Below are 26,658 nucleotides of genomic sequence, written 5' to 3'. Positions count from 1 at the left end.
GTCAACGCCCCGAATGACGCTGATGACGCGATGACGCAGAAATCCCCACCTCGGACACATGCACCCGCGTGACTCGGAAGAGGAGACCTCATGGCCCGCACTGTCCGCCGCCGTCAGCCCGCCGACGAGTGGCTTCCCCTGACCGACGTCCTCGCCGAGATCGGCATCACCCGAGCCACCTACTACCGCTGGCGCAACCGCGGCTACGGCCCCGAGGTGAAGCGCCTGCCCAACGGGCACCTGCGGGTCCGCCGCAGCGTGCTCGACGCCTTCCTGAACGAACTGGAGACCGCGTGACCGAGTGGAGCTACACCGTACGAATCTGGAGCATCAGGAAGCGGCCGTACCGCAAGCCGTACCAGCTCCGGTGGCAGGTCGGTACGCGGCCGCACTCCGAGTCCTTCCTGACGCTCGGGCTCGCGGAGAGCCGGCGAGCGCAGTTCATCACCGCGACCCGCGAGGGCGAGCCCTGGGACGTCGACAGCGGGCTGCCGAAGTCGATGGTGCAGAAGGCGAAGGACATCTCCTGGTACGAGCACGCCAAGAACTACGTGGAGATGAAGTGGGACCACTCCCCCGCCTCCACCCGCCGGAACCTCGCCGAGGCCATGGCCACCGTGACGCTCGCCCTGGTGAAGGACACCAAGGGCATGGGCGACCAGAAGGCCGTTCGCCGCGCGCTCTACACCTGGGGCTTCAACGTGAACCGGTGGAAGGAGGAGACGCCGGCGGACGTCGCCGCGCTCCTCGCGTGGGTCGAGCGGAAGTCCGTCCCCACCTCCCAGCTCTCCGACCGGATGCTCGTCCGCCGGGCGCTGGACGCCTGTGCCCGGCGGCTGGACGGGAAGACGTCATCCGGATCGGTCATCGCGCGGAAGCGGGCCATCTTCCACCAGGCGCTCGGCATCGCCGTGGACGCCGAGCTGCTGGGCGAGAACCCCATGGCCGCGCTGAAGTGGAAGGCGCCGGAGCGGGTCGAGGAAGAGGTCGACCCCGAGGCCGTCCCGGATCCGGCGCAGGCCGCCGCGCTCCTCGCCGCCGTCGGCCGGCAGGGGGACCGGGGGCGGCACCTGGAGGCGTTCTTCGGGTGCCTGTACTACGCCGGCGCCCGGCCCGGAGAGCTGGTCGGCATCCGGCTCCAGGACTTCGATCTGCCCCGGCGGGGATGGGGGCTCGTCCGGCTCCGGGAGAGCCGGGCACGGTCCGGGAGCTCCTGGACGGACAGCGGCGAGGCCCACGACCGGCGCGGCCTGAAGCACCGAACCCGGAAGGCCGTCCGGCACGTTCCGATCCCGCCCGAGCTGGTGGCGAAGCTCCGGTGGCACGTCACCCTGTACGGCGCCCACGAGGACGGGCGGATCTTCCGGACCGCCCGCGGCGGGATGGTCCAGGAGAGCGGGTACGGCGAGGTCTGGGCGAACGCGCGGCAGGAAGCGCTCAGCCCGTCCGAACAGGAATCGAAGCTCGCCAAGCGGCCGTATGACCTTCGTCACGCAGCCGTCTCGACGTGGCTCAGCTCGGGCGTGGAGCCCCAGCTCGTCGCCCAGCGGGCCGGCCACTCGGTGGCTGTCCTGTTCCGGGTCTACGCGAAGTTCCTGAAGGGCGGCGACGAGGCCGCGAACGCCAAGATCTCCGCCCGGCTGAACCAGCACCACGCCGGCGCTCCCGCCAGGGTCTGATCGGCCCGGACGGCCGTCCACGCGCCGTCCACACAGGCTGGTAGAGGGCGGTATCGAGCGGTACTGAGTGAGACAGTCGCGCCCTGGTCACACCTTTACACGCAAACGGCCCCTGATCGCGTTTCCGCAGATCAGGGGCCGTTCATTAAGCGTGGCGACGCCAGGATTCGAACCTGGGTAGGCTAAGCCGACGGATTTACAGTCCGCTCCCATTGGCCGCTCGGGCACATCGCCATGGGTTCGCTGCCTTGGATCCCCGCTGTTCTGCGGTGTTCCCCGGCAACGACGTAAACAATACCTGATCCCCGGGGGTGGTTCGCCACCGGATTGATCGGCGGGTGATCAGAGGTTCGGGCCGTTGCTCACCCCCTAGGCTTTGGGGGTACCCCACAGCATCCGAGCAAGGAGCCACGAGTCATGGCCGACTCCAGTTTCGACATCGTCTCCAAGGTCGAGCGGCAGGAGGTCGACAACGCCCTCAACCAGGCCGTGAAGGAGATCTCGCAGCGCTACGACTTCAAGGGAACCAACGCCTCGATCTCCTGGTCGGGCGAGAAGATCCTGATGCAGGCGAACGGCGAGGAGCGCGTCATGGCGATCCTCGACATCTTCCAGTCCAAGCTGATCAAGCGCGGGATCTCGCTGAAGTCGCTGGACGTCGAGGGTGAGCCGCAGCTGTCCGGCAAGGAGTACAAGCTCTTCGCGTCGGTCACCGAGGGCATCTCGCAGGAGAACGCCAAGAAGGTCGCGAAGACCATCCGGGACGAGGGCCCGAAGGGCGTCAAGGCGCAGGTGCAGGGCGACGAGCTGCGGGTCAGCTCGAAGAGCCGGGACGACCTGCAGGCCGTGCAGGCGCTGCTCAAGGGCAAGGACTTCGACTTCGCGATCCAGTTCGTGAACTACCGCTGACACGAACGTCTGACCTGCGCTAACTCGTAGCTGACTGGGCGACAGGGCACAACGCGGGCACATCGCCGAGGACGGCCTCAACGGCGGCCCGCGTCGTGTCCTCGTCGTCCGGCCACAGGTGCGTGTACGTGTCGAGCGTGATCGAGGGCTTGGAGTGCCCGAGCCGACGCTGAACCGTCTTCACGCTCTCGCGGTGCTTGATGAGCGCCGAGGCGTAGAAGTGCCGCAGGTCGTGCATGCTCGCGCCGTCCGGCACGCGCACGGGCGCCGGCTCCTGACCCTCGGGCCGGCCGCGCTGCACCCACGCCGCGTACGCCTTGGCGTGCGCCAGCGCCAGGGCCTCGTTCGCCTTCGTCTCCATCCGGCCCCAGACGTGAGCCCAGCTCGCACGCTTGACGACGTCGCCTCGGCCGCTGGTGAACAGGAGCTGCGCTTTCCGGCGCCGCGGCTTGCGCGGGTCGGTCCGGTCCTCGATGTCGACCGGCACCGCCGGGAACCGCTGGAGGTGCGCGGCGAGCGCGTCCACGGCGGAGCCGACGAGCGGGACCGTGCGGTAGCTCTCGTGCGTCTTGGGCTCGCCGAGGTAGGACTCGGGCATCTCCTCCGGGTCGGCCTCCACGTCCTTGTCCGGCGTGACGAGCTGCTGCCGGACCACGACCTCACGTCGGAGGAAGTCGACGCAGTCCACCTCCAGGCCGAACACCTCGCCTTGACGGAGCCCGGACGCCGCGGCCAGCAGGACCATGGCACGGTACCGATCCGGGGCTGCCTCGATGAGCGCGCGGACAGCCGCGGGGTGGAGGGGCACGATCTCGACCCGCCGCACCTCGGGGGCCTTGATGCCGGCGCACGGATTGATGGCGATGATCCGGTCGCGCACGGCGGTGTGCATGATCGTGACGAGGTAGGCGTACGTCGTGCGGAGCGTCGAGGGGGCGACCACCTTCGACCGCTCCTTGAGCCACGCCTGCACCTCGGAGGGCCGGATGCTCACGATGGGCCGGTCCCCGAACGTCGGATAGACGTGCAGCCGTAGGGCTCGCTCGACACGCGAGGCGGTGCCGTCGCGATGCACGGCCGAGGTGCGCCACCTCTCGCCGACGGCCCGGAAGCTCTCCTTGCCAGCGGACGGGTCGACGTAGAGACCGCGGGCGAGGTCGGCCTCGATGGTCGAGCGGCGGGTATCGGCCTGGCCGCGCTTGGTGAAGTTCTCCTTGCACTGCTTGCCGCTCGCGTCCCGCCAACGCACCTGCCAGCGCTTGCCCTTGCCGTGGCCGGCGCTCGGGACGAGGGCCTGAGTCTTGGTGCTGTGCTGCGCGCACGGCTCGGCGGTGGCGCGCGGGAGCGAGAGGTGCCAGCGGTCGTAGACCTCAGCCATCCTCGCCACCCGACCGCGCCCTCAGTTCTTCCTTGAGCTGCCGCTCACGCTCTTCCAGCTGGGCACGGTTGTACTGCACAGCGCGCAGGCGCTCCTCCAGCTCCTCGGAGGGCCGCGGGCGGATCCACCCCCACTCCTCTCGCGGCGTCTCGCGGTTGAACTGAACGAGATTGTCGCTCTTGATCGGGTAGTAGCCCCGGACCCATGCACGCACGTCCTCGACGCTGGCGCTCAGGTTGGGGGTCACCTCGTAGGCGCCGTCATTTGGGGCATCCGGGGGAACCAGCAGGTGCACCGGAGCAACGTTCAGAACCTGCGCCAGCGCCAGCCACTCGACTACGGAGACGTTGGGCCGGCGTCCCGCCTCGAAGTTGGCCACGATCGACCGGTTCCAAGGGACACCCAACTCAACCAGTCGGTCTGCGAGTTCGGCGGCTTTCAGGCCGCTGCGCCCGCGCAGTTCTCTGACTCGGCCACGGATCGCCGCGGCCACATTCAACTGCTCCTGCGTGTGCTCCATGAGCACATGAAAGCATCCCTTGACACAGACGGCAAGTGTCGGCAACTATCGAGTCAAGCACAGACAGTGCTCCTGAAGCACAGGGAGTGTTCATGTCTCGCACGTCCGCTCATCGCAACCCGCCTGCGCAGTCGCGCCGTCCGCTCGCCAAGCCCAACGAGATCGCCGACTTCTGCGGTGTCCCGGTCGCCACCGTCTACCAGTGGTCCAGCCGGGGCGGCGGCCCGAAGTTCATCAAGGTCGGTCGGCACCTGCGCGCCCGCTGGGACGACATCGAGCAGTGGCTCGACTCCCAGACCATCGCCGCATGAAACGGCCCCCAGCAGGCGCGCCAACGCCTGTAACCGGGGGCCTGAAGCACCACCTGTTCCAGAACAGCCGAACGGCGGCGCGGGTCTGATCCACCCGTTGCGCCGCCGTTGAAAGGAGCTTCAATGTCGAAGCGTAAGGCCACCACCGACCCGACCGCCAGCCTCACCGCCCCGGCGGCGGCCGAGCAGATCGCCGCCAACGTCCTGGCGAACGTCCCCGGGCTCGCCGCCCGCATAGACGCCGACACCCTCGCCGACCTCCTGGTGCCGGTGCTGCGCCAGCACGTCGACAAGTTCAAGCCCACCGCCGCCGAACGCGGCGCCGCGTGGATGGCCCGCTACGGCTGCCCCACCTGGTGCATCAGCAACCACGACGGCGTCGACAGCGGCGACGGCTGGCACCAGGGCCCGACCATCGCGGCCGACGTGCTGCCGGGCGAGCCCATCCAGGAACCGAAGATCCCGCTCGCTGCGCGGATCATCCACCACAACGACGAGCCCGACACCTGGGGCATCAAGACCCAGGTGTGGCTCGACCTCGGCGACGACACCCACGAGCTCGACCTCGCCGAGACCGATCGGTTCATCGCCCGCATGAACGCGTTCCTGCCCCGGCTGACGACGATGCGCGACCAGCTCGCCGACCTCAGCCGCGACGACCGGCCGGCCGACCCCGAGCGGGTCGCCGCCTGGCACAAGGACATGGACGCCCGCATCGCCCGCGTCCACGTCGAGGCGGGCGAGTGACCATCCGCCCGCAGGATCGCCTCCGCCTGGTCGACACCGGGCGGGGGCGCCCCCTGCGAGCCGTACCCGAGGGCATCACCCCCGGCGACATCACCGCACTCCGCGCGGAGACGCAGGTGGCCGCCCTCGGCGTCGACACGTGGCCGGCCTACGGCAGCGCCGAATGGCTGCAGCTCAACCCCAAGGACCCGCGCTGCTACGCCGCGACCCTGGAGGCGGCCGAGCTGCACCGCCGGGCCGAGGCCGAACGGCAGCGTCTCGACTTCCTCATGGACAACGACCCCGAGGCGTGGTGGCGCGAGATCACCGCCGACGCCAACGCGCACGCCGCCACCCTCGGCCGCTCCCTCGCCGCCCGGCAGACCGCCGACGAGCGGCGGGCCGCAGCCGACCGGGCCAGCAACCGCACCCCGCACCAGCTCCGCGCAACCCGGGGATGGCCCCCCATCCGCATCCCCGGCCAGCCCGGCCGCTACCTCGTCTTCGGCCAGGAGGCCACCGCGTGACCACCTCGTACAACCCCGAGACCCTGCCGCCCGCCAGTATCCTGGCGGCGGGGCTCTCGGGCCTCCCCGACTCAGGCGCTGACGGCGTCGACTGGGGCGACCTCGACACCCCGGCGGCGCCCCGGCGCACGCTCCGCCTCACCCGCGCATCGGACATCGAGCCCGAGCCGGTCGTGTGGGCGTGGCTCGACGACGGCGAGGGCCGCGTACCCGCCGGCGCTCTGTCCGTCGCCGCCGGCCGCGAGGGCACCGGCAAGTCGTCGTTCGGCATGTGGATGGCCGCACACGTCACCCGCGGCACCCTGCCCGGCAACTTCCAGGGCAAGCCCCGGGCCGTCTTCTACGTGGCCGTCGAGGACTCGTGGAAGCAGACCATCGTCCCCCGCCTCATCGGCGCCGGCGCCGACCTCGATCTCGTCTACCGGGTCGAGGCCGTCGAAGCCGAGTACGGCGAGACCACCCTCAGCCTCCCCCAGGACAACTCCCTCATGGAGGCCGCCATCAAGGAACACGGCGTGGCGCTGGTCGTCCTCGACCCGCTCATGTCGTGCATCGGCAAGGGCATCGACACCCACCGCGAACGCGACGTGCGGACCGCCCTCGACCCGCTCGCCCGCATGGCCGACCGCACCGGCGCCGTCCTCCTCGGCATCGCCCACTTCGGCAAGGGCGCGGGCACCGACCCCGCCTCACTCATCACCGGATCCGGCGCGTTCAAGAACGTGCCCCGAGCGGTGTTCGGATTCGCCCGCGACGACGACAACGAATGCCGCGTGATGACTCAGGCGAAGAACAGCCTGGGCCGCTCCGACCTCCCGTCGCTCGCCTACAACATCGAGTCCGCCGAGGTCCCCACGAAGAAGGGCCCGGCGTACGTCGGCCGGTTCGTGTTCCTCGGCCAGTCCACCCGCAGCGTGCAGGACATTCTCGCGCAGGGCAGCGACCCCGACCGCGGCGAGCGCGACGAGGCCGTCGCTTGGCTCGTCGACTACATGCGGGACAACGGCGGCGAGGCGTCCGCAGGGGACGTCATCAAGGCCGCCGAGAAGGACGGCTTCGCCAAGCACACCATCCAGCGGGCCCGCTCAAAGGCCGGCGTCACGTCCCAGAAGTCCGGCTTCGGCAAGGGCTGGGTCTGGGCACTCAGCGTTACCGACGACACCGAAGACGACCCGAAGATGACGAAGATGACGGCCCAACCAAGCTCGGTTTCTTCGTCTCCTTCGTCATCTTCGCCGTCACCTTCCCCCGCACAGTCACCCACCGTGACACCTGAACCGGTCGTGTGCACGGTCTGCCGGACCCCCCTCGACCCCGTGCACGCCACTACCGGCGAGACCACGCACCCCAGTTGCTGACACCGATCGAGGCGACCGCATGACACACGAAGACCTCTTCCACGGCGGCATCCCCGGCCTCGGCATGGGCGCCCCGCTGCTCCCCCCGAGCCAGTCGCAGACCACCGCCACCACACAGCGGTACGCACTGCCTACCTCCGCGGCGCGGCACGCCGGCTGGGTGTACCTCACCCCCGACCCCGAGATCGCCGCCGCGTACGCCGCCATGTACCCCGACGGCGCCCTCTACATCGCCGAACCCCTCGGGCCCCTGGAACCCGACCCCATGTCGCCCTCCCCGGGCGTCATGTGGCGCTGCCGTGCGGCACGCGTCCTCGCCCCTGTCATCGAGTGCGTGACCCTCGAAAGCCAGCCCCACCTCATCGAGATGGCCCTCGAAGCGTTCAGGACCGGCGACGTGTCCGACACCGACCGGAAGATCGCCGCCATCCTCACCGAGCGCCCCTGGATGCAGCCGCCCGGCTGGGACGCCGCCCTGTGCACCCCTCACGTCTGACCCCGGGAGCCCCTGTGACCGACACGTCCAACGCCACGTTCGCCGCGGCCTGCGCGCTGGTCCGCGCCGGCGCCGCCCAGGACGAGGAAGCCCTCCGCGCGCTCCTCGACACCCGCGACCGCGACGAACTCGTCCAGCTCACCCTCGCCACCGGCGCCCTCGCCCAGCTCCTCGGACTCGTCGCCCACCACGGCGACCCCGCCGCCCTCGACACACACCTGACCCAGATCCTCCGCAACCAGCACCACTAGCCGCTACGATCAAGGCAGAGCAGGGGGCAGGCCCCGCCCGCCCCCGCTCACCGACCAGGGCCCCGCCCCGGTGAGCTGCCTTGATGACGCGCCCCTCCGGCCCGCGCGAGTGCCCCGCACCGCGAGCCGTCGACGAACCGGCGCGCACTCACACCTCACTGACACACGGAGTCCCCTCATGTCTCGTACCACCCTGCCCACCGCTGCCAGCCTCACCGAGCGACAGGCGGGCCAGACGCTCGCGCAGCACTACGAGGCCGTCAGGCAGGCGCAGACCGACCGGCTCGCCGCCATGCAGGCCCTCACCGACAACGCCAGCCTTGAGGGTCGTAGCCTCCTCGCCTCCGAGCAGCGCGAGTTCGACGCGCACGACGACGAGATCCGCCGCCTCGGCATCATCCAGCGGCGCCTCGACAGCTCCCCCGAGTACAACCGCGTCGACCGCTCCGAGGTCGTCATCGCCGACGGCCCCGTCCGCCGCACCGACACCCCCGACGTGCCGATGCTCACGCGAAGCGACTCGTTCGCCCAGTGGGTCGACCGGCACCAGAACGTGCGCGAGGACGAGCGTGACGTCCGCCTCGGCGCCCTGCTGCGCACGTGGGTCACCGGCCGCCGCGACGGCCTCAACGACGCCGAGCTGCGCGCCATGAGCGAGGGCACCGCCACCGCCGGCGGCCACCTCGTCCCCACCCCCACCGCCGCCCAGCTCATCGACCGCGCCCGCAACACCGCCCGCGTCATGCAGGCCGGCGCCACGGTCGTCCCCATGACCGCGCAGACCCTCAAGGTCCCCCGCCTCACCGGCAGCTCCGCGCCCGCCTGGCGCAACGAGAACGCCGCCGTCGCCGAGGGCGACCTCACCCTCGACTCCGTCACCCTCACGGCCCGCTCCATGGCCTTCCTGGTCAAGATGAGCCGCGAGCTCATCGAGGACTCCGACCCCAACATCGTCGGCGTCGTCGAGCGCGACCTCGCCGCCCAGGTCGCCCTCGAATTCGACCGCGTCGCCCTCCGCGGCACCGGCACCGCCCCCGAGCCCCGCGGCGTCCGCAACCAGACCGGCGTCACCATCACCACCCACGGCGCCAACGGCGACACCATCGCCAACCTCAAGTACGACATGCTCATCGACGCCCAGGCCACCGCCCGGTCCCTCAACTTCGAGCCCACCGCCGTCATCGACGCCCCGCGCACCGAGCAGGGACTGGCCAAGCTCAAGGACACCACCGGCCAGTACATCCAGCCGCCCGCCGGCATGCTGCCCCGCTACGCCACCAACCAGATCCCCATCAACCTCACCGTCGGCACCTCCACCGACTGCAGCGAGGTGTACACCGGCCAGTGGGACCAGCTGTACTTCGGCATGCGGACCGGCCCCATGTTCATCCAGCTCGTCGAGCGGTACGCCGACGTGGGCCAGGTCGCCCTCATGGTCTGGATGCGAGGCGACATCGCCCTCGCTCACGGCGAGGCGTTCGTCGTTGACACCGGGGTGCGTGCCTGATGACCACGGACCCCTTCGCCGGCACCGAGCAGCCCATCGCGGAGGAAGACCTCCTCATCCCGCGCCCCGACCTCGGGCCCGGCTGCCACACCCTGGTCCCCCGGGGGGAGCCCATCCCCCCGCACCTCTCGGTACTGCGAACCGCAGCGGAGAACAGCAACGAGAACAAGCGCAGCAAGCGCAGCTGAACCAGTGACAGGACGTGAAACCCAGCTCTGAGCAGGGAGCAGGGCAAGGTGGCTAGGTAGTGTCCGCCCGCGACCCACCTGCGTCCTTCACTCCACTTAGTGCCCGACCCCCATCCGAGGGTCGGGCACTAAGCGTTTCCAGGGCACGCAGGACACGCACAAGCTCCAACCGGAAGGGAAGCGACGCGGCGCCAGCGCCAGCCGCTCTGAGCCCCACTTGTAGCCCAGCGACAGACAGTCATCAGCCAGCCTCACGACCCGTAACAGGCCGCGGCCGGCTCGCTCACAGCCACCAGTTCAACCGCGCACTGGGGGAGGCGGGTCGAATCTTCAGAACCCGACCGGGCGACCCAAAAGCTCTCGTCGCCCGCTTTTTTGCACGGAGCCCAGAAGGCTAATCCCCCGAACACCACAGACCGGGTAAATAGCGACTCTCTGTGACATAACGGACTGTGACGACCGGGCTAGTCGTTGGGGTCGGACACGAACGAGCCCATGCCCGGGGTGGTCGTGATCAGCCCCTCCTCGCGGAGTGCCGCTGTCGCCTTCCGGACGGTCGTCCGTGCCACTCTGAACTCCGCTTCGAGCTGCACCTCGGACACCAGGGCCCGGGGCGGCAGCTCGCCGGTCGCGATCCTCTGGCGGATCGCGTCGGCGATCTGCTGCCACTTGGGGCGGGTCGGGTCGAAGTCCATCATGCGGGTGACGGTAGGTATCGCCGCAGATGCGGGCATAGATGCCCCTACCCATAGCTAGGGGTGTACAGGTACCTACAGGTCTGGCTACGGTGAGCGAACAAGACAGACCCCCGCGACCGTGCGACCGGTCCGGGGGTGCGGACGACACCCGAGGAGGTCTCGTCATGGCTCACGCTACCCCGCCCCCACCTGCCCGTACAGGCGGCCGCATCTCCGGCGTATGCACCCTGCCGTACGGGCACGTGCACTGCTCGCCCGGCCCCGTCTTCGTCGACGGCGTCGAGGTGCTGCCCCGCTCCTGCTACTGCCCCTGCCACGGCAAGCCGAAGGGAGTGCGGCGGTGAAGACCTGCCAGCGCTGCGGCTACACCATCACCAGCGGGGCCGTGGAGATCGAGGCGTTCTCGTCGAGCGGCGCCAAGCCGCAGATGTGGCGCCACGCCGCCGACGCGGACTGCAACGAGGCCACACGCACGATCGGCCCGAACGCCACGTACACGTCCCGCCTCAGCCGCCACCTCGGCGCCTAGGACTCCTGCCCGCTGGTGCACACGCCGGCCACCAGCGGGCAGCGAGAAGCCCCCGGGAGCGTTCATGCGTCCGCTCTCGGGGGCTTTCCTTGTCCGACGTCAGTCAGTGCGTGTCGGACGGCTGTCGTACGGCGGCGAGGTGAGCCGCATCCGGGAGGGGGTGACCCCCTCGGGGTAGACGCCCTGGGTCCACAGGTCGCGGTAACCGTGGGCGAGGAACCCGACCGCGAGTCGGACGGCGTCGGACGCCGTCATACCGGTCCGCATCAGGGCGGCGAGGTCGTCGGACAGGGCGGTGTCGACACGGACGCTCATGCGCTTGCCGGGCTTCGGCGGGGTGCTCACCGGCCGGCCTCCTCGTCGCCGAGGCGGGCGAGCCGGTCGGCGAGCTGCCGCAGGTGCATGGCGTGCACGGTGAGCGTGGCCGCCAGGCGGCGGACGCCGTCCGGATCGAGGGTCGCGGCCCATCCGGTCTGCTCGACGTACAGGCCCGTGCGGCGCCGCTCGGGGTCCTTGGCGTACGGGTCCTGGGTGAGCATGGCGATGAGGAGGTCGTCGCTTCCGTACGCGAGCCGGCGCTCGGCCCCGGTGTGGGCGAGGTCAACGCGGTGACACGGGGTGTGGTCGGCGTGTCCGGTGCACCACTCCGGCTCAACGAGACGAACCGTCTCGTGGTCGATGGTGGTGAGGTCGACGTGGCGAGTCACAGGGTCACCCCCTGCGCGGCGAGGCGGAGCTGTACGGCGTACTCGCCGCGGGTCTGGCCGGTGACGGCCGGCAGCAGGGGGAGGATGGCGCGCTCGGCGGTCTCGGCGGTCTCGGTCGGGCCGTGGACCTCCTCGGCGGCGACGAGGGCCTGCGCCAGGACGAGGGCCTGCGTGACGGGCTTGGTGGGGTGCTTGGCGTCGAGCTTGTCGGCGATGCCGAGCAACAGCTCGGACGCGCGCAGGACGGTACCGTTCTGCATGGGTCTGGACTCCTTGATCAGGAAGGGTTCGGATCAAGGCCCCGGCCGGTGTTGCGATCACCGTTTCGGGGCCGCCTTACGTCCACAGGGTGTGGACGACCCGCCCGGCGGAGAGCGGGCAAGCGAGGGCACTTCGAGGGCACATGACCACGCATAACGCTGAGAAACGATGGCAAGTACTGTCGGTAGTTTCTGCACGTCAGACCCCCTTTCCGGGTTCCGGTGCAGGTCAGGCGTCCACTCGGGCGGTACGTGAACTACCGGTAGGTCGGTGTCCGAAAGCCGCCGGTCCACGGGCCGGCGGGGCTCGCACACTGGAGTCATGGACGACATCACCGTGTACGCGTACGCCGACGGCCCCCTGGGCGAGATGCTGCTGACCGGGCAGGTCTCGGCGGGGGGCCGCGCCGTGCTGCGGTCGCTCTCGCTGCCCGGGCAGAAGGGGGCGGTGGCGGTCGGGGACGGCTGGGTGCGGGACCAGGGGGCCTTCGCCGAGGTCGTGGCGCAGCTGGAGGAGTACTTCGGCGGGCGGCGGGAGCGGTTCGACGTGCCGCTCGCCCCGGACGCCGGGACGGAGTTCCAGCGGCGGGTCTGGGCGGCCCTGGAGGAGATCCCGTACGGGACGACCGTCAGCTACGCGGAGATCGGGCGGCGGGTCGGGGCCGGCGGGGCCGGGGTGCGGGCGGTGGGGACGGCGATCGGACGGAATCCGCTGCTCGTGGTGCGGCCCTGCCACCGGGTGATCGGCGCGGACGGGAGTCTGCGCGGGTACGCGGCGGGGCTGGACCGGAAGCGGTCGCTGCTGGACCTGGAGGGAGCCCTCGCGTGACCGAGGGGCTCTTCCCGCGCGAGCGGACCGAGGTCGCGCCCGGGGCGGTGCACGTGCCGGGGTGGCTGCCGCTCGCGCGGCAGCGGGAACTGGTCGCGGCCTGCCGGGAGTTCGGGCGGGGGCCGCTGGCGTACCGGCGGACGGTGCTGCCCGGCGGGGGCGTGATGTCGGTGCGGTCGCTCTGTCTGGGCCGGCAGTGGGTCCCGTACCGGTATCTCGACTCCGTCGCCGTCGAGCTGCCCGGCTGGCTGGTCGCGCTGGGGCGGGCGGCGGTGGCCGAGGCGTACGGGGAGGACGGCGGTTTCGCCCCCGACACCGCGCTGGTGAACTTCTACGGGGACGGCGCCCGGATGGGCATGCACCAGGACAAGGAGGAGCGGTCCGGGGCGCCGGTGGTGTCGCTGAGCCTCGGCGACCGGTGCGTCTTCCGGCTGGGCAACGCCGAGGGGCGGGGGCGGCCCTGGAGCGACGTGGAGCTGGCCTCCGGGGACCTGTTCGTCTTCGGCGGGGAGTCGCGGTGGGTGTACCACGGCGTGCCGAGGGTGTTCCCGGGGACGGCCGATCCGGCGCTCGGGCTGTCCGGGCGGCTCAACATCACGCTGCGGGAGACCGGGCGTCCGTGAGCCCGCACCGGCGGTCATGTGTGCGATCGCGAACGTGTGCGGTCAGGCGAGGACGACCCTGACGCCGGCCGCTTCGAGGCCGTCGACCCACTCCTGGAAGGTGGGCGGGCGGGGCTCGGCGAGGAGCGGGGTCACGCCGAGGCAGGCGCGGGCGGTGTCGGCGTGGTGCCAGACGAGGACGCGGCCGGAGAGTTCCTCGCCGAGGGCGCGGGGGTCGCTGAAGGGGTAGGCCAGGCCGGGGCCGTGGACGGCTTCGGTGACGGCGCAGATCAGGGCGTCCGCGTCGGTGATCCCCCGGCCGTCGATCGTGTAGGTGGCGCCGGGGGCGGGTTCGGGCAGGTCGTACGAGCGGAGGGTCGCCTCGTGCCGCCAGACGGCGCGGGCGGCCCCGGTGAAGCGGCGCCAGGTGCCGGGCTCGGCGGGCGGCCGGTGGTCGTGGAACAGGTCCCACACCTCGCGGGTCTGCCGGGGGATCAGGCCGCTGAGGGGGAAGGCCACGGTGAGGTCCACCAGTCCGTTGGGGCCGGGGGCGCTGTCCCAGCCGGTCACGGGGCCCGCCTCGCCCTCGTGCCGGAGGTTCCCTCCGGCGCGGAGGACCTGGTAGCGGACGTCCTCGAAGGATCCGGCGCCGGCGGCGAGGGCGTCGCGGAGGGCGCCGCGCGGGGAGCAGCCGAGGAAGGTGACCTCGCCGGCGGGCGGCGGGGTGCCGGGGAGCGGGATGAGGTGGGCGCAGGGGACGGGGTCGGTGGCGCCGTGGGAGCGGCGCGGCGGCCCGGCCGCCTCGATGGTGACGACGTCGCCTCGGGCGCCGAGGACGCGGACGGCGTCGAAGCGCCAGACGCCGTCGGGGGTCTCGGCGTCGAGGGTGCCGAGGGGTGCCGATCCCTCGACGATCGCCTGGGTGACGGCTCGGGCGAGCGGGCCGCGCGGTTCGCAGCCGCGTAGTTCGTGGCGGAGGCGCGGGTGGGGGGCGGGGTCGCCGTAGAGGCCGTCGACGTCGTGGCAGAGGGCCAGGACGCGACGGCCGGAGAGCAGGGCGTAGCGCGGTTGGTGCACGGGTCAGAAGCCGGGGTGGCGGTACTGCTGCTGCGCCTGGCCGCCGTATCCGTATGCCTGGTCGGTGGGGACGATGTCCTTGCCGAGCGGCAGCAGGGAGACGGGGATGAGCTTGAAGTTCGCGATGCCGAGCGGGATGCCGATGATCGTGACGCAGAGCACGATGCCGGTGACGATGTGGCCGATGGCGAGCCACCAGCCGGCGAGGATCAGCCACAGGACGTTGCCGACGCAGGAGGCGGCGCCGGCGCCGGGCTTGTCGACGACGGTGCGGCCGAAGGGCCAGAGGGCGTAGAGGCCGATCCGGAAGGCGGCGAGGCCGAAGGGGATGCCGATGATGGTGATGCAGAGCAGGACTCCGGCGAGGAGGTAGCCGAGGAACAGCCAGAAGCCGGAGAGGACGAGCCATATGACGTTGAGGATGGTCTTCACGGGCGGCGACCTGCCATCTGTTCGAGGCGAGCGATCCGCTCGGCCATGGGCGGGTGGGTCGAGAACATCTTGGAGAGTCCCTTACCCGGACGGAAGGGGTTCGCGATCATCATGTGGCTCGCGGTCTCGATCCGCGGCTCGGGCGGCAGCGGGAGCTGCTTGGTGCCCGTTTCGAGCTTCCTCAGGGCGCTGGCGAGGGCGAGCGGGTCGCCGGTGAGCTGGGCGCCGGAGGCGTCGGCCTCGTACTCGCGGGAGCGGGAGATGGCGAGCTGGATGATGGAGGCGGCGATCGGGCCGAGGATGAGGATCATCAGGTAGCCGAGGAGGCCGGGTCCCTCGTCGTCGCTGGAGCGGCCGACGGGGATCAGCCAGGCGAAGTTGACCAGGAACATCACCACGGAGGCGAGCGCGCCGGCGACCGAGGAGATGAGGATGTCCCGGTTGTAGACGTGGCTGAGTTCGTGGCCGATGACTCCGCGGAGCTCGCGCTCGTCGAGGAGGGCGAGGATGCCCTCGGTGCAGCAGACGGCCGCGTTGCGCGGGTTGCGGCCGGTGGCGAAGGCGTTGGGCGCCTGGGTCGGCGAGATGTAGAGGCGGGGCATCGGCTGGCGGGCCTGGGTGGAGAGCTCCCGGACCATCCGGTAGAGGGCGGGGGCCTCGAATTCGCTGACGGGGCGTGCGCGCATGGCGCGCAGGGCCAGCTTGTCGCTGTTCCAGTACGCGTACGCGTTGGTGCCGATCGCGACGACGAGTCCGACGATCAGGCCCGTACGGCCGAAGAAGCTGCCGATGACGATGATGAGGGCGGAGAGCCCTCCGAGGAGTACGGCGGTCCTCAGCCCGTTGTGCCGGCGGTGCACGGTACGCCCTCCAAGTGGTGCGGCAGGGGAACCCTTTGCTTCGTGGTCCTCCCCCAGACTTCGTCCGGGGGGACCCCCAGTCCAGTGGACCCTCACGTACTGGTCAACGCCAGGCGAGAGGCTGCGGTTCCCCCGGCCGCACCGGGGGCGTGTTACGCCGTTCGGGTGATCGTCACCCGGGTCAGCGGGCCGCGGGGACGGAGAGCTTCTCCAGGCTCGCGGCGATCGGCTCGACCTCGCTGGTGCAGTGGGCGCAGCGGGAGGCGACGGCCGGGATCTCGGTGAAGCAGCGGGGGCAGTCGCGCTTCTCGGCCTTGGGGTCGAGCGCCTCCTCCTTGGCGAAGCGTTCCTGGACCTTGGCGAGCGGGGCGACGATCAGGAAGTAGAGGACGGCGGCGGTGATGACGAAGGCGATGGCGGCGGAGATCGCCAGACCGTAGGGGAAGACGGTCTTGCCGACGTGGAACTGGGCGTCGTTGAAGTTGCCCACGGAGCCGGTGGCGAGGCCGATGAGCGGGGTGATGAACGCCTTGCTGAAGCCGGTGACGACGGCCGTGAACGCGGTTCCGACGGCCAGGCCGATGGCCATCGAGATGACGTTCCCGCGAAGTATGAAGTCCTTGAATCCGTTCAGCACGGGGTGTTGCTCCTAGTAGTGGGGTTCCGTGGGGGGGCGTGGGGTCAGAAGAGGCCGGCCGTCGCGTAGCGGAGGGCGAGCTGCGGGTATCCCGACAGGACGGCTCCGGCCACGGCGGTCAGCGCGATCGCCGCGGTGACGGGCGCGGGGGCCCGCCGCGGCTCCGGCCGGACGGCGTCCTCCGGCGTGCGGAACAGCAGGGCCGTCCACCGCAGGTAGTACGCGAGGCCGATGACGACGTTGACGCCCATGACGACGGCCATCCAGCCGAGGCCCGCGTCGACGGCCGACGAGAAGACGGTCACCTTGGCGAAGAGGCCGATGATACCCGGGGGCAAACCGGCCAGATTCAGGAGGAAGAAGGCGAGCGCGAGGGCGGCGGCGGGGCTGGTGGCGTGGAGTCCGGCGTGGTCGGAGATCCGCTTGCCGGGGTGGGTGCGGGCGACGAGGGCGACGACGGCGAAGGCGCCGAGGTTCACGACCGCGTACATGAGGGCGTACGCGACGGTGGCGCCGATCTGGTCGTCGCTGGAGTACGCGGCGGCGGCGATCGGCACCAGGAGGTAGCCGGCCTGGGCGACGGAGGACCAGGCGAGCAGCCGGATCGCGCTCCCCGCGCGCGTGGGGTCCTGCCGGAGCGCGGCGACGTTGCCCGCGGTCATGGTGAGGGCGGCGAGGACGGCGAGGGCGGGGCCCCAGATGTCGGCGTACGCGGGGAAGGCGACGACGGTCACCAGGATGAGGCCGGTGAAGCCGACGGCCTTGCCGACCACGGAGAGGTAGGCGGCGACGGGCAGGGGGGCGCCGCTGTAGGTGTCGGGGACCCAGAAGTGGAAGGGGACGGCGGCGACCTTGAAGGCGAAGCCGACGAGGGTGAGGGCGACGCCGGCCTCGGCGAGGGTCTGGAGCCGGCCGGGGACGTCGTCGAGGCGGGCGGCGATCTCGGTGAGGTGGAGGGTGCCGGTGGCGGCGTAGACGAAGCTGACGCCGAGGAGGGTGACGGCGGTGGCGGTCACCGAGGAGAGGAAGAACTTGAGGGCGGCCTCGCTGGAGCGCCGGTCGCCGCGCTTGAGGCCGACGAGCGCGAAGGCGGGCAGCGAGGCGACCTCCAGGGCGACCACGAGGGTGGCGAGGTCGCGGGAGGCGGGCAGCAGGGCGGCGCCGGCGGCGGAGGAGAGCAGCAGGAACCAGTACTCGCCGGCCGGGAGCTTGCCCGCGCGCGTGGCGGGCAGCGACAGCAGGGCGGTGAGGAGGGCGCCGCCGAGCACGAGGAGCTGGATGACCAGGGTGAAGTGGTCGGCGGTGTAGCTGCACCCGGCGGTCTGGGCGTGGCTGTCGGTCTGGGCGGCTGCGGTGAGGCAGAAGGTGGACCGGTCGCCGGAGCGCAGCGGCAGCAGGAGCGCGAGGGCGGCGGCGAGGCCGGTGACCGCGATCCAGCCGAGGAGGTGCTTGCGTCCGGCGGGGATGAAGAGGTCGGCGACGAGGACGCCGAGCGCGACCAGGGCGGTGAGGGTCGGGGGCGCGATCGTCAGCCAGTCGACGGACTGGACGAGCGAGGCGTCGGCGGTGCCGGCGGTGATCACTGGGTGCCTCCCGCGAGGAGCTGCTGGACGGCCGGGTCGGTGAGGCCGAGGAGGACCGCGGGCCAGAGTCCGGCGAGGACGGTGAGGGCGACGAGCGGGGTCCAGGCGGCCAGCTCGTACGGCTGGACGTCGGCGAGCTCCGGTTCGCCGGCCGGGCGGGGGCCGCCCATGCAGACGCGGCGGACGACGATCAGCAGGTACGCGGCGGTGAGCAGGGTGCCGAGGCCGCCCAGGGCCATGAAGACGAGGTAGGCGGCGCGGTTCAGCCCCTCGGCCGGGTCGAAGGCGGCGAAGAGGGCGAGCATCTCGCCCCAGAATCCTGCCAGGCCCGGCAGGCCGAGGGAGGCGACGGCGGCGAAGGCGAGGAGGGCGCCGAGGCGGGGGGCGCGGCCGTAGAGGGCGGCGCCGGTGGCTCCGGCGAGGGTGTCGAGGTCGGCGGTGCCGTACCGGTCCTTCAGGGCCCCGACGAGGAAGAAGAGCAGGCCGGTGATGAGGCCGTGGGCGATGTTGGCGAAGAGGGCGGCGTTGACGCCGGTGGGGGTGAGGGTCGCGATGCCGAGGAGGACGAAGCCCATGTGGCCGACGGAGGAGTACGCGATCAGTCGCTTGAGGTCGCCCTTGGCGCCGCTGGGAGAGCGCCGTGCCGCGAAGCGGCTCGATGAGGGGCGGTGGTCGGGCGACGGGAGGGCCAGGGCGAGGCAGGCCAGCGAGCCGTAGACGATGCCGGCGGCGGCGAAGGCGGCCAGGTAGGGGGCGAGGGTGTGCATGCCGTCGGGGGCGATGGGCAGCGCGATGCGGACGAACCCGTACGTGCCCATCTTCAGGAGCACGCCGGCGAGGAGGACCGAGCCGACGGTGGGGGCGGCGGTGTGGGCGTCCGGCAGCCAGGAGTGCAGCGGCCACATCGGGGTCTTCACCGCGAGCCCGAGGCCGATCGCGAGAACGGCGATGACCTGCACCGACGTGGTCAGTCCGCGGCCGTTGTCAGTGGCGAGTGCCACCATGTCGAACGTGCCCGCCTTGATCCCGATCAGGAGCAGGCCGAGCAGCATGACCACGGAGCCGAGCAGCGTGTAGAGGATGAACTTCCCGGCGGCGGCCCGCCGGCCCTCGCCGCCCCAGCGGGCGATGAGGAAGTACATCGGGACGAGGACCATCTCGAAGGCGAGGAAGAAGAGGACCAGGTCGAGGACGGCGAAGGTGGCGAGGGTGCCGGCCTCCAGGACGAGCAGCAGCGCGACGAACGCCTTCGGGGACGGGCCCGTGGGCGGCTTGAAGTAGGAGTACAGCGCGCAGAGGAAGGTCAGCAGCGCCGTCAGCACCAGGAGGGGGAGCGAGATGCCGTCGACACCGAGGTGGATCCGCACGTTCAGGGCGCTGATCCAGCTGATGTCCGTGGTGGCCTGCATCCTCGACGGGTCGTCGTGGTCGAAGCCGAGGGTGAGGGCGAGCGCGGCGAGCAGGATCGCGCCGGTGACGGTGACGCCGTGGCGCAGCACCGCCTGGTCGGGCGACGTCCCCTTCAGTCCGGGCGGGGCGGGCAGGAGCGCGGCGACGGCGCCGAGGAGCGGCGCCGCGACGAGGAACGCGAGAAGGAACTGCATCACGGATTCGCTGATATCGATCACGGCTCACGCTCCGGCGAAGGCGTTGGCGAGGGCGACCGCGGCGATCGCCAGGACGACGGAGCCGGCGAGCAGGGCGCTGAGATAGGTCTGCACGTTGCCGGTCTGGGCGCGGCGGACGAGCCATCCGAGGCCCTTGGCGGAGCCGGCGGCCCCGCTCACGTAGGTGTCGACGACCTCGCGGTCCAGGAAGCGGACCAGGGAGGCGGCGCCGAGCACGGGTCGGACGAAGACCTTCCGGTACAGGGCGTCCAGGTGGAAGCCGGCGGCGGCCGGGCCGTACAGCGGGCCGAGGAGGGCACGGCCGGGGTCGGCCGGGTCCTCGGCGGGGTGCGGCAGGTGCAGCGCCTCGGCCTCGACCAGACCGGCGTCGGCGTCCGGGTGGGCCACGTGCGGGGTCTTCACGGCGGGTACGGCCCGGGCGGCGAGGGTGCGCCAGACGGCGTAGGTGACGGCGCCGCCGGCGACGGCGAGGCCGGTGCCGAGGACGGCGGTCGTGAGCGTCGGGGTGAGGGCCTCGCCGTCGAACCAGTCGTCGAGGTACACGGCGCTCAGCCCGAAGCCGAGGGACGGGATCGCGAGGACCCACAGGACGCTCGTCATGGCGATCGGCTGGCGGCCGTGCCGCGGGGCCTCGGCGCCGTGGCCGCGGAAGGTGCGGAGCCAGAGGCGCAGCGCGTACGCGGCGGTGAGGACGGCGGTCAGCAGGCCCGCGACGAGGATCGTCCAGCCGGCCCCGGCGGGGGCGGTCGTCCGGTCGCCGAGCGCGGTGTGCTCGGCGGCGACGAGGACGGCCTCCTTGGAGAAGAAGCCGGCGAAGGGCGGGATCGCGGCGAGCGCGAGGAGGGCGACGGTCATCGTCCAGTACGCGTCGGGGATCCGCTTCGCCAGGCCGCTCATCCGGGACATCGCGGTGAGCGAGTTGGTGCCGGCGGCGTGGATGACCGCGCCGGCCGCGAGGAAGAGCAGCGCCTTGAAGGCGGCGTGCGAGAGGAGGTGGAAGACGGCGGCGCCCCGGTCGCCGACGGCGAGCGCGCCGGCCATGTAGCCGAGCTGGCCGATCGTCGAGTAGGCGAGGACCCGCTTGATGTCGTCCTGGGCGAGCGCGGCGAGCGCCGAGCCGACCATGGTGATCGCGGCCATCACGGCGAGCACGGTCATCGCGGCGGCGGAGGCGGCGAAGACCGGCAGGAGCCGGGCGACGAAGTAGACGCCGGCGGCGACCATGGTGGCCGCGTGGATGAGCGCGGAGACCGGCGTCGGGCCGGCCATGGCGTCGGGCAGCCAGGTGTGCAGCGGGAACTGCGCGGACTTCCCGGCGACGCCGGCGAGGAGCAGCAGCGCCACCAGGGTGGGGTGGTCGAGGCCCCCGGAGGCGACGGTGGACAGGATGCCGTCGATGCGGAAGGTGCCGGCGTCGGCGGCGAGGGCGAAGAGACCGAAGAGGAAGGGGACGTCGCCGAGCTTGGTGACGAGGAACGCCTTCAGGGAGGCGGAGCGCGCCTCGGGGGTCTCCCAGTAGTGCCCGACGAGGAAGTAGGAGCAGATGCCCATGATCTCCCAGCCGACCAGGAGCACCATCAGGTCGCCGGAGTAGACGACGAGGAGCATCGCGGCGGTGAAGAGGGAGACGAGCGCCGCGTACGAGGGGTAGCGCGGGTCCTCGCGGAGGTAGCCGGTCGAGTAGATCTGCACGCAGCTCGCGACGACGCCGACGAGGACGGCGACGAGGGCGGCGAAGCCGTCGATGTGGACGCCGAGGGTGATCGGGACGGAGCCGGTGGGGGTGAGCTGGGTGCTCGCCTCGATCACCGTGTTCCCGCCCTGGCGGACCGCCACGAGGACGGCGAGGACGGCGGCGGCGAGGGTCGGGAGGACGGCGAGCGGCCGGACGAAGCCGGGCGCGGTACGGCCGACGGCGAGCCCGGCGGCGGCGCCGAGGAAGGGCAGGAGGGGGACGAGGACGGCGAGGGTCGTGGTGGTCACGCGGCGGCCTCGGCCTTCTCGTCTGTCTCGTCGGGGCTGTGCGCGGGTTCCGCCGTGTCGCGGAGGCGGTCGACGTCGGAGCTGCCCCGGTTGCGGTAGACCATCAGGACGATCGCGAGGCCGATGCCGATCTCGGCGGCGGCGATGGCGATGGTGAAGAGGGTCAGGGCCTGGCCGGCGTGGAGGGCGTCGCGGAGCCAGACGTCGAAGGCGACCAGGTTCAGGTTGACGGCGTTGAGCATCAGCTCGACCGACATCAGGACCAGGATGGCGTTGCGGCGGGCGAGGACGCCGTACAGGCCGACGCAGAAGAGGAGCGCGGCGAGGACGGCGGGGTAGGCGAGGTGCATCAGTCCCGCTCCCCTTCCGGCTTCTTGCGGGACAGGACGATGGCGCCGACCAGCGCGGCGAGCAGCAGCACGGACAGCGCCTCGAAGGGCAGCACCCAGTGCCGGAAGAGGATCTCGCCGGTCACGCCGGTGGAGCCCTGCGCGGGCCCGTCAAGATCGATCCAGGTCGTGCGGAAGGCGTCGACGACGACCCAGACGAGGGCCGCCGCGGCGGCGACGGCGACGCCGAGGGCGACCGGCCGGTTGCCCGAGTCGGCGTCCGGGGAGCGCCCGATGGGGGCCTTGGTGAGCATGAGCCCGAAGAGGAGGAGGACGACGACGGAGCCGACGTAGATGAGGACCTGGACCCAGGCGATGAACTCGGCGGTCAGCAGCAGGTACTCCACGGCGAGGCCGCCGAGCGCGACGACGAGCCAGAGCGCGGCGTGCACGAGCTGCCGGGTGGTGACCGAGACGATCGCGGCGCCGAGGGTGACGAGGCCGACGAGGAGGAAGGCGATCTCGACGCCGGAGGGCGAGAGGAATCCGGGAGCGGTCTGGGCTGCGAGGTTCACGCGTCGCCCTCCTGCTGCTGTGCGGCGGCTTCGGCGGCGGCACGGGCGGCGGCCTCGGCGGCGGCACGGGCGGCGGCCTCGGCGGCGGCGGCCTTCTCGGCGGCCTTGCGGGCGGCGGCGATCTCCTTGGGTTCCTCCGCCGCCGGGTCGAGCGCGGGCGGCTCGGGGACGGTCCACATCCACGCGCGGAGCTTGTCCCGCTCGTGGGTGAGCTCCTGGATGTCGGTCTCCGCGTACTCGAACTCCGGCGACCAGAAGAGGGCGTCGAAGGGGCACACCTCGATGCAGATCCCGCAGTACATGCAGAGGGAGAAGTCGATGGCGAAGCGGTCGAGGACGTTCCGGCTGCGCTCGCGGCCGCCGGGCGTGGCGGCCGGGACGGTCTCCTTGTGGGAGTCGATGTAGATGCACCAGTCGGGGCACTCGCGGGCGCACAGCATGCAGACCGTGCAGTTCTCCTCGAAGAGCGCGATCACCCCGCGCGACCGGGGCGGCAGCTCGGGCTGCGCGTCCGGGTACTGCGCGGTGACCGTCTTCCGGGTCATCGTGCGGAGGGTGACGGCGAGGCCCTTGGCGAGGCCGGAGCCGGGGATGTTCGGGGACATTTAGCTGATCGCCACCTTCACGATGCCGGTGAGCGCGATCTGCGCCAGGGCGAGCGGGACCAGGGTCGTCCAGGCCAGCTTCTGGAGCTGGTCCTCGCGCAGGCGCGGGTAGCTCACCCGCAGCCAGATGACGACGAAGGCCAGGACGGCGGTCTTCAGCAGGGTCCAGAGCCAGCCGAGGCCGTCGGCGCCCCAGGGGCCGTGCCAGCCGCCGAGGAAGAGGACGGTGGTGAGGCCGCAGAGGACGACGATGCCGGCGTACTCGGCGAGCAGGAAGAGCGCGAAGCGGAGGCCGGTGTACTCGGTGTACGCGCCGAAGATGATCTCCGAGTCGGCGACCGGCATGTCGAACGGCGGGCGCTGGAGCTCGGCGAGTCCGGCGACGAAGAAGACCAGGGCGCCGACGATCTGCCACGGCACCCACCACCACTCGAAGGCGTCGAGGACGCCGGTGAGGGAGACGGTGCCGGCCGCCATCGCGACGGACGCGGCGGCGAGCAGCATCGGCAGCTCGTACGCGAGGAGCTGGGCGGCGGTGCGCAGACCGCCGAGCAGCGAGAACTTGTTGGCGGACGCCCAGCCGGCCATCAGGCTGCCGAGGACGCCGACGCCCATGACGGCGAGCACGAAGAAGATGCCCGCGTCGACGACCGCGCCGACGGAGCCCGGTGCGACCGGGATCGCGACGAGGACGAGCAGGTACGGGAGGAGGGCGACGGCCGGCGCGAGCTGGAAGACCCGCCGGTCGGCGTCCTTCGGGACCACGTCCTCCTTCTGCGCGAACTTCACGCCGTCGGCGACGAGCTGGGCCCAGCCGTGGAAACCACCGGCGTACATGGGGCCGAGGCGGCCCTGCATGTGGGCCATCACCTTGTGCTCGGTCTGTCCGACGACGAGCGGCAGCACGAGGAACGCGGCGAAGACGAGCAGCAGCCGGACGGCGACGTCGAGTGCGTCGTTCACGCGGGATCGCCTCCGGCGGGGTCGGGGTCGGGCTTGGGGTCGGGGTGGGGCTTGGGGTCGGGGTCGGGCTCGGTGTCGGGGTCGGGCTGCGCCTTCGGGGCGGGCTCGGCTTCCGGGGCGGGCTCGGCTTCGGTGGGCTGCGCCTTCGGGGCGGGCTCGGCCTTCGGGGCGGGCTCGGCCTTCGGGGCGGGCTCGGCCTTCGGCTCGGGCGTGGCGTCCGGGGCCTGCTCCGGGGTCGGCGCGGCGGGTTCCGGGGTGTCGTCGTAGGCCGGGCGGGCGTGGTGCCAGGGGGCGTCCGCGCTGCGGGTGCGGGGCGGCGCGGGGGCCGCAGGCCGCTCGGCGGCCCGCTCCGCCTGCTGGCTCGCCGAGCCCTGCGACGCGGAACGCGTGCGGCGGGCCGGGGGTGCTCCGGCCTCCGGGACCTCGGGCGCGGCCGGGGTCCCGGGAGCGGCCGGGGCCGACGGGGTCTCGGGCGCGGCCGGTGCCGACGGGGCCTCGGGCGCGGCCGGGGTCTCGGGTGCCGCCGGTGCCGACGGGGCCGTCTGGCTCGCGGAGCCTTCGGAGGCGGAGCGGGTACGGCGGGGTGGGCGGGCGCCGGTCGCCGGGGCCGCCGGGGCCGGGGCTTCGGGTACGGCCGGGGCCGCCGCGCTCTGGCTCGCGGAGCCCTCGGAGGCGGAGCGCGTACGGCGGGGTGGGCGGGCTCCGGTCGCCGGGGGCTCGGGGGCCGACGGGGTCTCCGGGGTCTCCTGGGGCGGCTGGCTCGCCGAGCCCTGCGCGGCGGTGCGGGTGCGGCGGGGCGGGGTTGCCGGGACGTCCTGGCTCGCCGGGCCCTCCGCCGACGTGCGGGAGGCTTCCGCTGTCGTGCGGGTGCGGCGGGGGCGGTCGCCGGCGGCGGCTCGGGCGGGGCGTTCGGGGGCCGGGGGGAGCTGGCCCTTGAGGGGGCCCCATTCGTTGGGGTCGGGGACGCCCGGCGGGAGCATCTGGCGGCGCTTGGGGCCGCCGTCGTGCGACTCGCCCGGCTCCTTCGCGCCCGGCCACGCCTTGGCGACGCGGGCGGCGAGGACGAAGTCCTTGCGGAGCGGGTGGCCCTCGAAGTTCTCGGGGAGCAGGAGCGGCGTGAGGTTCGGGTGGCCCTCGAAGACGACGCCGAACATCTCGTGCGTCTCGCGCTCGTGCCAGGCCGCGCCCGCGTACACGCCGATGGCCGTGGGCAGGGCGGGGGCCGCGTGGGGCACGGTGGTGCGGAGCAGGAGGCGGCGGGGGGCGCCGTCGCCGACGGCGACGACGTGCGCGCAGACGCGGAAGCCCACGCCCGGCTCGTCGACCGCGCTCAGCCAGTCGAAGTACGTGCAGCCCAGCTCGTCCCGGGCGGTCCGCAGCGCGTCGAGCCAGTCCGTGACGGGGACGTCGACGGTCAGCAGGTCGTACGCCCGCTCCGCCGCCGCCTCGTCGCCGAACAGGTCCGTCACGGCTTCGGGAAGGGAGTCGTAGCGGTTCATCGGTCGTCGCCTCCCGGCGGCGGGGTGACCAGCGGGCTGGTGAGCTGGGACACCGAGGCCGGTGCCGTCGTGCCGTACCGCTCCCCCAGGTTCTCCCGGGCGATCTTCTCCTGGAGCTTGAGGATGCCCTGGAGCAGCGCCTCGGGGCGGGGCGGGCAGCCGGGCACGTACACGTCGACCGGGATGATCTGGTCGACGCCCTTGGTGACCGAGTACGAGTCCCAGTAGGGGCCGCCGCAGTTCGAGCAGGCGCCGAAGGAGATGACGTACTTCGGCTCGGGCATCTGCTCGTACAGCCGCTTCACTGCGGGCGCCATCTTGTCCGTCACCGTGCCGGAGACGATCATCAGGTCGGCCTGCCGGGGGCCGGGCGCGAAGGGGATCACGCCGAGGCGGATGAAGTCGTGGCGGGCCATGGACGCGGCGATGAACTCGATCGCGCAGCAGGCGAGGCCGAAGTTGAAGACCCAGAGGCTGTAGCGGCGGCCCCAGTTGAGGACGACCTTCATGGGCTCGGGGGCCAGGCGGGAGAGCGTGCCCAGCTTGGGGGCGGGGAGGGGCACGGGGCCCCCGGAGGCCCCTCCGGCGGGAGTCACGTCCGGTGTTACGTCCATGTCAGGACGCCCTTCTTGTACGCGTACAGCAGCCCGACGGCGAGGAAGCCGAGGAAGACGAACATCTCGACGAGGGTGGTGGCGCCGTAGCCGGGCGCGGCGAAGACCGTCGCCCACGGGAAGAGGAAGATCGAGTCGACGGCGAAGATCACGTAGAGGAAGGCGTAGACGTAGTAGCGGACCTGGGTGTGGGCCCAGCCCTCCCCCACCGGGTCGACGCCGCACTCGTAGGTGAGCAGTTTCTCCGGGGTCGGCACGACGGGCCGGAGCAGCCGGCCGGCGCCGAAGGCGACCGCGACGAAGAGCACGCCGACGACGGCGAGCAGGCCGACGACGGAGTACGCATCGAAGTAGTCCGCCGCGACGTAGTCCGCCGCGAATACGGTCGGTTCCCGCAC

At 72.0% G+C, this 26,658-nt stretch carries 35 protein-coding genes and 1 tRNA gene; 15 read left to right on the top strand and 21 right to left on the bottom strand.

Going from position 1 to position 26,658, the window contains the following annotated elements; all coding sequences use genetic code 11:
• The first annotated feature begins 90 nt into the window (after positions 1-90).
• Both ACIGHB_RS05100 and ACIGHB_RS05095 read left to right on the top strand, forming a co-directional pair.
• Positions 91-297, top strand: coding sequence for a helix-turn-helix transcriptional regulator (locus tag ACIGHB_RS05100; protein WP_381614791.1), 207 nt, complete (start codon positions 91-93; stop codon positions 295-297).
• Positions 294-1,679 carry a tyrosine-type recombinase/integrase gene (locus tag ACIGHB_RS05095; protein WP_399909657.1) on the top strand — a complete coding sequence of 462 codons (1,386 nt, stop codon included), beginning with the start codon at positions 294-296 and terminating at the stop codon, positions 1,677-1,679. Before ACIGHB_RS05100 ends, ACIGHB_RS05095 begins: the two co-directional genes overlap by 4 nt.
• Positions 1,680-1,831: 152 nt before the next feature.
• Here ACIGHB_RS05095 and ACIGHB_RS05090 read toward each other — a convergent pair.
• Positions 1,832-1,913 (bottom strand) — tRNA-Tyr (locus ACIGHB_RS05090).
• Between the two features lie 183 nt (positions 1,914-2,096).
• Between ACIGHB_RS05090 and ACIGHB_RS05085 the strand changes: the two genes are divergently transcribed.
• Positions 2,097-2,588: a YajQ family cyclic di-GMP-binding protein gene (locus ACIGHB_RS05085; protein WP_031009290.1), complete on the top strand. Its 492-nt coding sequence runs from the start codon at positions 2,097-2,099 to the stop codon at positions 2,586-2,588.
• A 19-nt stretch (positions 2,589-2,607) separates the two neighbouring features.
• On the opposite strand, the gene ACIGHB_RS05080 is transcribed toward ACIGHB_RS05085, so the two are convergent.
• Together ACIGHB_RS05080 and ACIGHB_RS05075 are read right to left on the bottom strand one after the other, a co-directional pair.
• Positions 2,608-3,966 (bottom strand): tyrosine-type recombinase/integrase, encoded by a 1,359-nt coding sequence (locus ACIGHB_RS05080; RefSeq protein ID WP_399909655.1) that lies wholly within the window; start codon positions 3,964-3,966, stop codon positions 2,608-2,610.
• Complete coding sequence (locus tag ACIGHB_RS05075) at positions 3,959-4,486, bottom strand: helix-turn-helix domain-containing protein (RefSeq protein WP_399909653.1); 528 nt, start codon at positions 4,484-4,486, stop codon at positions 3,959-3,961. Before ACIGHB_RS05075 ends, ACIGHB_RS05080 begins: the two co-directional genes overlap by 8 nt.
• Before the next feature lie 92 nt (positions 4,487-4,578).
• Here ACIGHB_RS05075 and ACIGHB_RS05070 point away from each other — a divergent pair, with 92 nt between their 5' ends.
• From ACIGHB_RS05070 to ACIGHB_RS05035, 8 genes are all read left to right on the top strand, one after another.
• The gene (locus ACIGHB_RS05070; RefSeq protein ID WP_399909651.1) at positions 4,579-4,797 is read left to right on the top strand and encodes a helix-turn-helix transcriptional regulator; all 219 of its coding nucleotides are present in this window, start codon (positions 4,579-4,581) and stop codon (positions 4,795-4,797) included.
• Positions 4,798-4,920: 123 nt separating this feature from the next.
• Positions 4,921-5,544: a DUF6907 domain-containing protein gene (locus ACIGHB_RS05065; RefSeq protein WP_399909649.1), complete on the top strand. Its 624-nt coding sequence runs from the start codon at positions 4,921-4,923 to the stop codon at positions 5,542-5,544.
• Positions 5,541-6,050: a hypothetical protein gene (locus tag ACIGHB_RS05060; protein ID WP_399909647.1), complete on the top strand. Its 510-nt coding sequence runs from the start codon at positions 5,541-5,543 to the stop codon at positions 6,048-6,050. The genes ACIGHB_RS05065 and ACIGHB_RS05060 overlap by 4 nt, the downstream gene beginning before the upstream one ends.
• A complete protein-coding gene (locus ACIGHB_RS05055) occupies positions 6,047-7,408 on the top strand; it encodes an AAA family ATPase (RefSeq protein ID WP_399909645.1) in 1,362 nt (453 codons plus the stop codon). Before ACIGHB_RS05060 ends, ACIGHB_RS05055 begins: the two co-directional genes overlap by 4 nt.
• 19 nt (positions 7,409-7,427) lie before the next feature.
• Positions 7,428-7,904, top strand: coding sequence for a hypothetical protein (locus ACIGHB_RS05050; protein ID WP_399909644.1), 477 nt, complete (start codon positions 7,428-7,430; stop codon positions 7,902-7,904).
• Positions 7,905-7,918: 14 nt separating this feature from the next.
• Positions 7,919-8,155: a hypothetical protein gene (locus tag ACIGHB_RS05045; RefSeq protein WP_399909642.1), complete on the top strand. Its 237-nt coding sequence runs from the start codon at positions 7,919-7,921 to the stop codon at positions 8,153-8,155.
• 178 nt (positions 8,156-8,333) lie between these two features.
• On the top strand, positions 8,334-9,662 hold the full coding sequence (locus ACIGHB_RS05040; protein WP_399909640.1) for a phage major capsid protein: 1,329 nt from the start codon (positions 8,334-8,336) through the stop codon (positions 9,660-9,662).
• Positions 9,662-9,850 (top strand): hypothetical protein, encoded by a 189-nt coding sequence (locus ACIGHB_RS05035; protein WP_399909638.1) that lies wholly within the window; start codon positions 9,662-9,664, stop codon positions 9,848-9,850. The genes ACIGHB_RS05040 and ACIGHB_RS05035 overlap by 1 nt, the downstream gene beginning before the upstream one ends.
• A 464-nt stretch (positions 9,851-10,314) precedes the next feature.
• Here ACIGHB_RS05035 and ACIGHB_RS05030 read toward each other — a convergent pair whose 3' ends face one another.
• On the bottom strand, positions 10,315-10,548 hold the full coding sequence (locus ACIGHB_RS05030) for a GntR family transcriptional regulator (RefSeq protein WP_399909636.1): 234 nt from the start codon (positions 10,546-10,548) through the stop codon (positions 10,315-10,317).
• 164 nt (positions 10,549-10,712) lie between these two features.
• Here ACIGHB_RS05030 and ACIGHB_RS05025 point away from each other — a divergent pair, with 164 nt between their 5' ends.
• Together ACIGHB_RS05025 and ACIGHB_RS05020 are read left to right on the top strand one after the other, a co-directional pair.
• A complete protein-coding gene (locus ACIGHB_RS05025) occupies positions 10,713-10,892 on the top strand; it encodes a hypothetical protein (protein WP_399909634.1) in 180 nt (59 codons plus the stop codon).
• A complete protein-coding gene (locus ACIGHB_RS05020) occupies positions 10,889-11,077 on the top strand; it encodes a hypothetical protein (protein ID WP_399909632.1) in 189 nt (62 codons plus the stop codon). Before ACIGHB_RS05025 ends, ACIGHB_RS05020 begins: the two co-directional genes overlap by 4 nt.
• 99 nt (positions 11,078-11,176) lie before the next feature.
• On the opposite strand, the gene ACIGHB_RS05015 is transcribed toward ACIGHB_RS05020, so the two are convergent.
• The 3 genes from ACIGHB_RS05015 to ACIGHB_RS05005 are packed head-to-tail and all read right to left on the bottom strand — an operon-like array spanning position 11,177 to position 12,044.
• A complete protein-coding gene (locus tag ACIGHB_RS05015; RefSeq protein ID WP_399909630.1) occupies positions 11,177-11,422 on the bottom strand; it encodes a hypothetical protein in 246 nt (81 codons plus the stop codon).
• Complete coding sequence (locus tag ACIGHB_RS05010) at positions 11,419-11,784, bottom strand: DUF6907 domain-containing protein (protein ID WP_399909628.1); 366 nt, start codon at positions 11,782-11,784, stop codon at positions 11,419-11,421. Before ACIGHB_RS05010 ends, ACIGHB_RS05015 begins: the two co-directional genes overlap by 4 nt.
• Entirely contained in the window at positions 11,781-12,044 is a 264-nt protein-coding gene (locus ACIGHB_RS05005; RefSeq protein ID WP_399909626.1) for a hypothetical protein, read from the bottom strand. Before ACIGHB_RS05005 ends, ACIGHB_RS05010 begins: the two co-directional genes overlap by 4 nt.
• A gap of 322 nt (positions 12,045-12,366) precedes the next feature.
• On the opposite strand from ACIGHB_RS05005, the gene ACIGHB_RS05000 reads away from it, so the two are divergent.
• Positions 12,367-12,873 (top strand): methylated-DNA--[protein]-cysteine S-methyltransferase, encoded by a 507-nt coding sequence (locus tag ACIGHB_RS05000; protein ID WP_360309074.1) that lies wholly within the window; start codon positions 12,367-12,369, stop codon positions 12,871-12,873.
• Positions 12,870-13,496, top strand: a complete 627-nt coding sequence (locus ACIGHB_RS04995) for an alpha-ketoglutarate-dependent dioxygenase AlkB family protein (RefSeq protein WP_399909623.1) — start codon at positions 12,870-12,872, stop codon at positions 13,494-13,496. Before ACIGHB_RS05000 ends, ACIGHB_RS04995 begins: the two co-directional genes overlap by 4 nt.
• A gap of 42 nt (positions 13,497-13,538) precedes the next feature.
• On the opposite strand, the gene ACIGHB_RS04990 is transcribed toward ACIGHB_RS04995, so the two are convergent.
• From ACIGHB_RS04990 to ACIGHB_RS04925, 14 genes are all read right to left on the bottom strand, one after another.
• Positions 13,539-14,552, bottom strand: a complete 1,014-nt coding sequence (locus tag ACIGHB_RS04990) for a hypothetical protein (RefSeq protein ID WP_399909621.1) — start codon at positions 14,550-14,552, stop codon at positions 13,539-13,541.
• A gap of 3 nt (positions 14,553-14,555) precedes the next feature.
• On the bottom strand, positions 14,556-14,984 hold the full coding sequence (locus ACIGHB_RS04985; RefSeq protein ID WP_399909619.1) for a YccF domain-containing protein: 429 nt from the start codon (positions 14,982-14,984) through the stop codon (positions 14,556-14,558).
• Positions 14,981-15,844, bottom strand: coding sequence for a zinc metalloprotease HtpX (gene htpX / locus ACIGHB_RS04980; RefSeq protein WP_360309082.1), 864 nt, complete (start codon positions 15,842-15,844; stop codon positions 14,981-14,983). Before htpX ends, ACIGHB_RS04985 begins: the two co-directional genes overlap by 4 nt.
• Before the next feature lie 181 nt (positions 15,845-16,025).
• Positions 16,026-16,481, bottom strand: coding sequence for a large conductance mechanosensitive channel protein MscL (gene mscL, locus ACIGHB_RS04975; RefSeq protein ID WP_360309084.1), 456 nt, complete (start codon positions 16,479-16,481; stop codon positions 16,026-16,028).
• A gap of 44 nt (positions 16,482-16,525) precedes the next feature.
• Positions 16,526-18,064, bottom strand: coding sequence for an NADH-quinone oxidoreductase subunit N (locus ACIGHB_RS04970; protein ID WP_399909617.1), 1,539 nt, complete (start codon positions 18,062-18,064; stop codon positions 16,526-16,528).
• Positions 18,061-19,692 (bottom strand): NuoM family protein, encoded by a 1,632-nt coding sequence (locus tag ACIGHB_RS04965; RefSeq protein ID WP_399909615.1) that lies wholly within the window; start codon positions 19,690-19,692, stop codon positions 18,061-18,063. Before ACIGHB_RS04965 ends, ACIGHB_RS04970 begins: the two co-directional genes overlap by 4 nt.
• Before the next feature lie 3 nt (positions 19,693-19,695).
• Complete coding sequence (locus ACIGHB_RS04960) at positions 19,696-21,675, bottom strand: NADH-quinone oxidoreductase subunit L (protein WP_360309090.1); 1,980 nt, start codon at positions 21,673-21,675, stop codon at positions 19,696-19,698.
• Positions 21,672-22,025: an NADH-quinone oxidoreductase subunit NuoK gene (nuoK, locus tag ACIGHB_RS04955; protein WP_399909613.1), complete on the bottom strand. Its 354-nt coding sequence runs from the start codon at positions 22,023-22,025 to the stop codon at positions 21,672-21,674. Before nuoK ends, ACIGHB_RS04960 begins: the two co-directional genes overlap by 4 nt.
• A complete protein-coding gene (locus ACIGHB_RS04950; protein ID WP_360309094.1) occupies positions 22,025-22,579 on the bottom strand; it encodes an NADH-quinone oxidoreductase subunit J in 555 nt (184 codons plus the stop codon). The genes nuoK and ACIGHB_RS04950 overlap by 1 nt, the downstream gene beginning before the upstream one ends.
• Positions 22,576-23,184, bottom strand: a complete 609-nt coding sequence (locus ACIGHB_RS04945) for a NuoI/complex I 23 kDa subunit family protein (RefSeq protein WP_399909610.1) — start codon at positions 23,182-23,184, stop codon at positions 22,576-22,578. The genes ACIGHB_RS04950 and ACIGHB_RS04945 overlap by 4 nt, the downstream gene beginning before the upstream one ends.
• Entirely contained in the window at positions 23,185-24,147 is a 963-nt protein-coding gene (locus tag ACIGHB_RS04940; RefSeq protein ID WP_360309098.1) for a complex I subunit 1 family protein, read from the bottom strand. It lies immediately after the preceding gene.
• On the bottom strand, positions 24,144-25,646 hold the full coding sequence (locus ACIGHB_RS04935; protein WP_399909608.1) for an NADH-quinone oxidoreductase subunit C: 1,503 nt from the start codon (positions 25,644-25,646) through the stop codon (positions 24,144-24,146). Before ACIGHB_RS04935 ends, ACIGHB_RS04940 begins: the two co-directional genes overlap by 4 nt.
• Positions 25,643-26,260, bottom strand: coding sequence for an NADH-quinone oxidoreductase subunit B family protein (locus tag ACIGHB_RS04930; RefSeq protein ID WP_360309102.1), 618 nt, complete (start codon positions 26,258-26,260; stop codon positions 25,643-25,645). The genes ACIGHB_RS04935 and ACIGHB_RS04930 overlap by 4 nt, the downstream gene beginning before the upstream one ends.
• Positions 26,251-26,658, bottom strand: a complete 408-nt coding sequence (locus ACIGHB_RS04925; protein ID WP_399909606.1) for an NADH-quinone oxidoreductase subunit A — start codon at positions 26,656-26,658, stop codon at positions 26,251-26,253. Before ACIGHB_RS04925 ends, ACIGHB_RS04930 begins: the two co-directional genes overlap by 10 nt.

The sequence above is a fragment of the Streptomyces sp. NPDC085460 genome (assembly GCF_044541975.1).
Classification (GTDB): Bacteria; Actinomycetota; Actinomycetes; order Streptomycetales; family Streptomycetaceae; genus Streptomyces.
This window is presented reverse-complemented; position numbering and strand designations above follow the sequence as displayed.